Here is a 4,591-nt window from a genome sequence, read left to right on the forward strand (position 1 = left end):
CCCCCGCCCCGTGTCGAGGCTCACGTCCGTTCTCTTACCCCTCCCCTACCTCGACCTGTGCCGGGTACCCCCCAGTAGGTACGCTGCAATCCATGCGTGCACTTCTTGTGGTCAATCCGGCGGCGACGACTACGAGTGCGCGTACGCGCGATGTCCTGATCCACGCGCTGGCGAGCGAGATGAAGCTGGAAGCGGTGACGACGGAGTACCGCGGGCACGCGCGGGACCTCGGCCGGCAGGCGGCGACGAGTTCGGACATCGATCTGGTGGTCGCGCTGGGGGGCGACGGCACGATCAACGAGGTCGTGAACGGCCTGCTCACCGGCGGCCCCGACCCCGAGCGGCTGCCGGGTCTCGCGGTCGTACCGGGTGGTTCGACGAACGTGTTCGCGAGAGCCCTGGGCCTGCCGAACGACCCGGTGGAGGCGACCGGCGCCCTGCTGGACGCGCTGCGGCAGGGCAGCGAGCGCACGGTCGGTCTCGGCCTGGCGACGGGGACCCCGGGGACGGAGGACGAGGCCGTGCCCGCACGGTGGTTCACCTTCAACGCCGGCCTGGGATTCGACGCGAAAGTCATCGGCCGGGTGGAGCAACAACGGGAACGTGGAAGGAAATCCACACACGCTCTTTACCTTCAGCAGGCACTCCGTCAGTTTTTCGGAGAACCGCACCGGCGCCACGGAACGATCACTCTGGAACGCGCCGGAGAAGAACCCGTGACCGATTTGGTGATGTCCATAGTCTGCAACACGGCTCCGTGGACCTATCTAGGCAATCGCCCGGTGTACGCGTCGCCTAAGGCCTCGTTCGATACCGCGCTCGACGTACTGGGTCTCAGCCGCCTGTCGACCCCCGCACTTGCCCGGTATGCGACCCAATTGCTCCTTTCGTCCCCCGAGAAGGGACCCCAGGGCAAGCACGCCGTCTCCCTCCACGACGTGGACCAGTTCACCTTGCATTCGAAGGTGCCGCTCCCGCTCCAGATGGACGGAGACCACCTCGGACTGCGTACCAGCGTGACGTTCACAGGCGTACGCCGGGCACTGCGTGTGATTGTGTGAGCAGAAAGGGCGGAAGTCCTTTCACTCGAACGTTTAGGCCAGGGTCCACCCCTTGGAAGTACGGCTGTGACCCAGTCGACACCGAGGAATCAAAAAAAACTTTCCAGAAGGGGTTGTATCCGCCGCTGAGGTTTGCGAGTCTCTACGTGGCGATCGGGACAGCCCGCAACACCGGCATCCACTGATCACCGGAACCCCTCTTCACGACACCAGGACCGCGCCAGGCGTATCTGGCTGGTGGCCCTTCCCTTGTTGAGGGATTCGTGAAAGCGTTCACATTCACAAGCAACCTGCACGTAACACCCAAGGAGAGGTAGCAGCCATGGACTGGCGTCACAACGCCGTTTGCCGCGAGGAAGACCCCGAGCTCTTCTTCCCCATCGGCAACACCGGTCCTGCGCTGCTGCAGATCGAGGAAGCCAAGGCCGTGTGCCGGCGCTGTCCTGTCATGGACCAGTGTCTGCAGTGGGCGCTCGAGTCCGGTCAGGACTCCGGCGTCTGGGGTGGTCTCAGCGAGGACGAGCGCCGCGCCATGAAGCGCCGCGCCGCCCGCAACCGGGCCCGTCAGGCCTCCGCCTGACCCGTCCGCCCCGCGGAAAACAGCCTGAGGTTGGCGGCGCGTACGGCACGTACGCAGCTCCCGCCCCCGAACCGCAGCGCGCAGTACCCCCAAGCGCTCAGTACGACTTGCACTACATGCACGAGTACCGCAGCAGGGAGCACTAGCCCCGGCCCACATGGTCCGGGGCTCTTTGCTGTCCCGGGGCCGTCACTTCTGCGACCGCACCGGCACGTCCAGGATCACCCGCGTCCCCCCCTCGGGCCCCGGCACCATGTCGAAGCCGCCGCCCAACTCCCCCTCCACCAGGGTCCGTACGATCTGGAGCCCCAGGTTGCCGGAGACCTGCGGGTCGAACCCCTCGGGCAGCCCCACCCCGTCGTCCTGGACGGTGACGAGGAGGCGCGCGTCCTTGGTCGTGCCCCCGCGCACGGCCGTCACCTCGACGGTCCCGGTCTCCCCCTCGCGGAAGCCGTGTTCCAGCGCGTTCTGGAGGATCTCGGTGAGGACCATCGACAGCGGGGTGGCCACCTCCGCGTCGAGGATCCCGAACCGCCCGGTGCGCCGCCCGGTCACCTTGCCCGGCGAGATCTCGGCGACCATCGCGAGCACCCGGTCGGCGATCTCGTCGAACTCCACCCGCTCGTCCAGGTTCTGAGACAGCGTCTCGTGGACGATGGCGATCGACCCGACCCGTCGCACCGCCTCCTCCAGCGCCTCGCGCCCCCGCTCGGACTCGATCCGGCGGGCCTGGAGCCGCAGCAGGGCGGCCACGGTCTGGAGGTTGTTCTTCACCCGGTGGTGGATCTCCCGGATGGTCGCGTCCTTCGTGATCAACTCCCGCTCGCGACGGCGCAGTTCGGTGACGTCCCGGAGCAGGACCAGCGAACCGATGCGCGTGCCCTTGGGTTTGAGGGGGATCGCGCGGAACTGGATCACCCCGTCGTTCGCCTCGATCTCGAACTCGCGGGGCGCCCAGCCGCTCGCGACCTTGGCGAGCGCCTCGTCCACCGGGCCGCGCGTGGGGGCCAGTTCGGCGGTCGTCCGGCCGAGGTTGTGGCCCACGAGGTCGGAGGCCAGGCCCATGCGGTGGTACGCGGAGAGCGCGTTCGGCGAGGCGTACTGGACGATGCCGTCCGCGTCGAGGCGGATCAGGCCGTCGCCGACGCGGGGCGCGGCGTCCATGTCCATCTGCTGGCCGGCGAACGGGAACGCGCCCGCCGCGATCATCTGCGCGAGGTCGGAGGCGCTCTGGAGGTAGGTCAGCTCCAGGCGGCTCGGGGTGCGGACGGTCAGCAGGTTCGTGTTGCGCGCGATGACGCCGAGGACGCGGCCCTCACGCCGTACGGGGATCGACTCGACCCGGACGGGGACCTCCTCGCGCCACTCCGGGTCGCCCTCGCGGACGATGCGGCCCTCGTCGAGGGCGACGTCCAGGAGGGGGCGGCGGCCTCGGGGAACCAGGTGGCCCACCATGTCGTCCTGGTAGGAGGTGGGGCCCGTGTTGGGGCGCATCTGCGCCACCGAGACGTACCGCGTGCCGTCGCTCGTCGGGACCCACAGCACCAGGTCGGCGAAGGAGAGGTCGGAGAGCAGCTGCCACTCCGAGACCAGCAGGTGCAGCCACTCCAGGTCGGAGTCGTCCAGGGCTGTGTGCTGGCGTACGAGTTCGTTCATGGAGGGCACATGGGCGAGCGTACCCGCCGGTTTGTCGCTGGCCGAAATATGACGTTCGTACGCCGCGCTGAATCCCATCGTCACGACATACCCGGCGGGCGGCCCCGAGTATGCGCCCCCGGAAACACCCGCGGGCCGCGGCGCCTGGAGGGACCCTCAACCCTCGCGGCACCGCAGCCCGGAGCAATCCCGGCCACGGGGTGTGCGGTCCCGATCGGCCGAAAGGTGAGGAACCGGGGCAGTCAGGGCAGAGAGCACCGGGTCCTCGGTCCGCCCTCCTGTGCGGGGAGAGCGGAAGCCTCACTGTGTTTCTCAACGCAGCCTAGCCTGTGCGGGTTCCCGTGGGGGGCCTGATGGGCGGGGGAAGTTCAGCGGACCGACAGGCGGACGTCACTCCCGGGGCCGGGACCCGTGGGCTAGATTAGAGTGGTCTAAACCACATGTCCTTTTCGGATCGTCCTCAGAACGGCAGGCCAGCGTGGAAGTTGTGATCGTCCCGGACGCCGCCGCCGGCGGCGAGCTCGTCGCCGAGGCCATCGCGCGGCTGGTGGCCCGCAAGCCGAACGCCCTCCTCGGCGTGGCCACGGGGTCCACCCCGCTGCCGGTCTACCAGGCGCTCACGGCCCGGGTCCGCTCCGGCGGCGCGGACGTCTCCGCCGTACGGATAGCCCAGCTCGACGAATACGTCGGACTGCCCGCCGAGCACCCCGAGTCATACCGCTCGGTCCTGCGCCGCGAGGTCCTCGCGCCGCTCGGCATCCCGATGTCCGCGTTCCTCGGCCCCGACGGGGCGGCGGACGACATCCAGGCGGCCTGCGAGACGTACGACCGCGCGCTCGCGGCGGCCGGGGGCGTGGACCTCCAGCTCCTCGGCATCGGCACGGACGGCCACATCGGCTTCAACGAGCCCTGCTCCTCCCTCTCCTCCCGCACCCGCATCAAGACCCTCACGCAGCAGACCCGCGTCGACAACGCCCGCTTCTTCGACGACGACATCGCCCAGGTCCCCCACCACGTCATCACCCAGGGCATCGGCACGATCCTGGAGGCCCGCCACCTGGTCCTGCTGGCCACCGGCGAGGGCAAGGCGGACGCGGTGGCCGCGACGGTCGAGGGCCCGGTCGCGGCGGTCTGCCCCGCCTCGGCACTCCAGCTCCACCCCCACGCGACGGTCGTCGCCGACGAGGCAGCGGCCTCCAAGCTGAAGCTGGCGGACTACTTCCGCCACACGTACGACAACAAGCCGGAGTGGCAGGGCATCTGAGCCTCCCCCGGCCTAAGCCCTCCGCCTGAG

Annotated in this window: 4 protein-coding genes; 3 read left to right on the top strand and 1 reads right to left on the bottom strand. The window is 69.2% G+C overall.

What is annotated here, in order from left to right:
- Window positions 1-92: 92 nt before the first annotated feature.
- The gene (locus AOK24_RS41630) at window positions 93-1,061 is read left to right on the top strand and encodes a diacylglycerol/lipid kinase family protein (protein ID WP_055725082.1); all 969 of its coding nucleotides are present in this window, start codon (window positions 93-95) and stop codon (window positions 1,059-1,061) included.
- 322 nt (window positions 1,062-1,383) lie between these two features.
- Window positions 1,384-1,641 (top strand): WhiB family transcriptional regulator, encoded by a 258-nt coding sequence (locus AOK24_RS41635; RefSeq protein ID WP_006142322.1) that lies wholly within the window; start codon window positions 1,384-1,386, stop codon window positions 1,639-1,641.
- 189 nt (window positions 1,642-1,830) lie between these two features.
- Here the strand turns inward: AOK24_RS41635 and AOK24_RS41640 are convergent, their stop codons facing one another.
- Window positions 1,831-3,297, bottom strand: a complete 1,467-nt coding sequence (locus AOK24_RS41640; RefSeq protein WP_055725083.1) for a sensor histidine kinase — start codon at window positions 3,295-3,297, stop codon at window positions 1,831-1,833.
- Between the two features lie 478 nt (window positions 3,298-3,775).
- Between AOK24_RS41640 and nagB the strand changes: the two genes are divergently transcribed.
- Window positions 3,776-4,561, top strand: a complete 786-nt coding sequence (gene nagB, locus AOK24_RS41645) for a glucosamine-6-phosphate deaminase (RefSeq protein ID WP_055725084.1) — start codon at window positions 3,776-3,778, stop codon at window positions 4,559-4,561.
- Window positions 4,562-4,591: the final 30 nt, after the last annotated feature.

This window comes from Streptomyces niveiscabiei, from assembly GCF_001419795.1.
GTDB classification, from domain to species: Bacteria; Actinomycetota; Actinomycetes; order Streptomycetales; family Streptomycetaceae; genus Streptomyces; species Streptomyces niveiscabiei.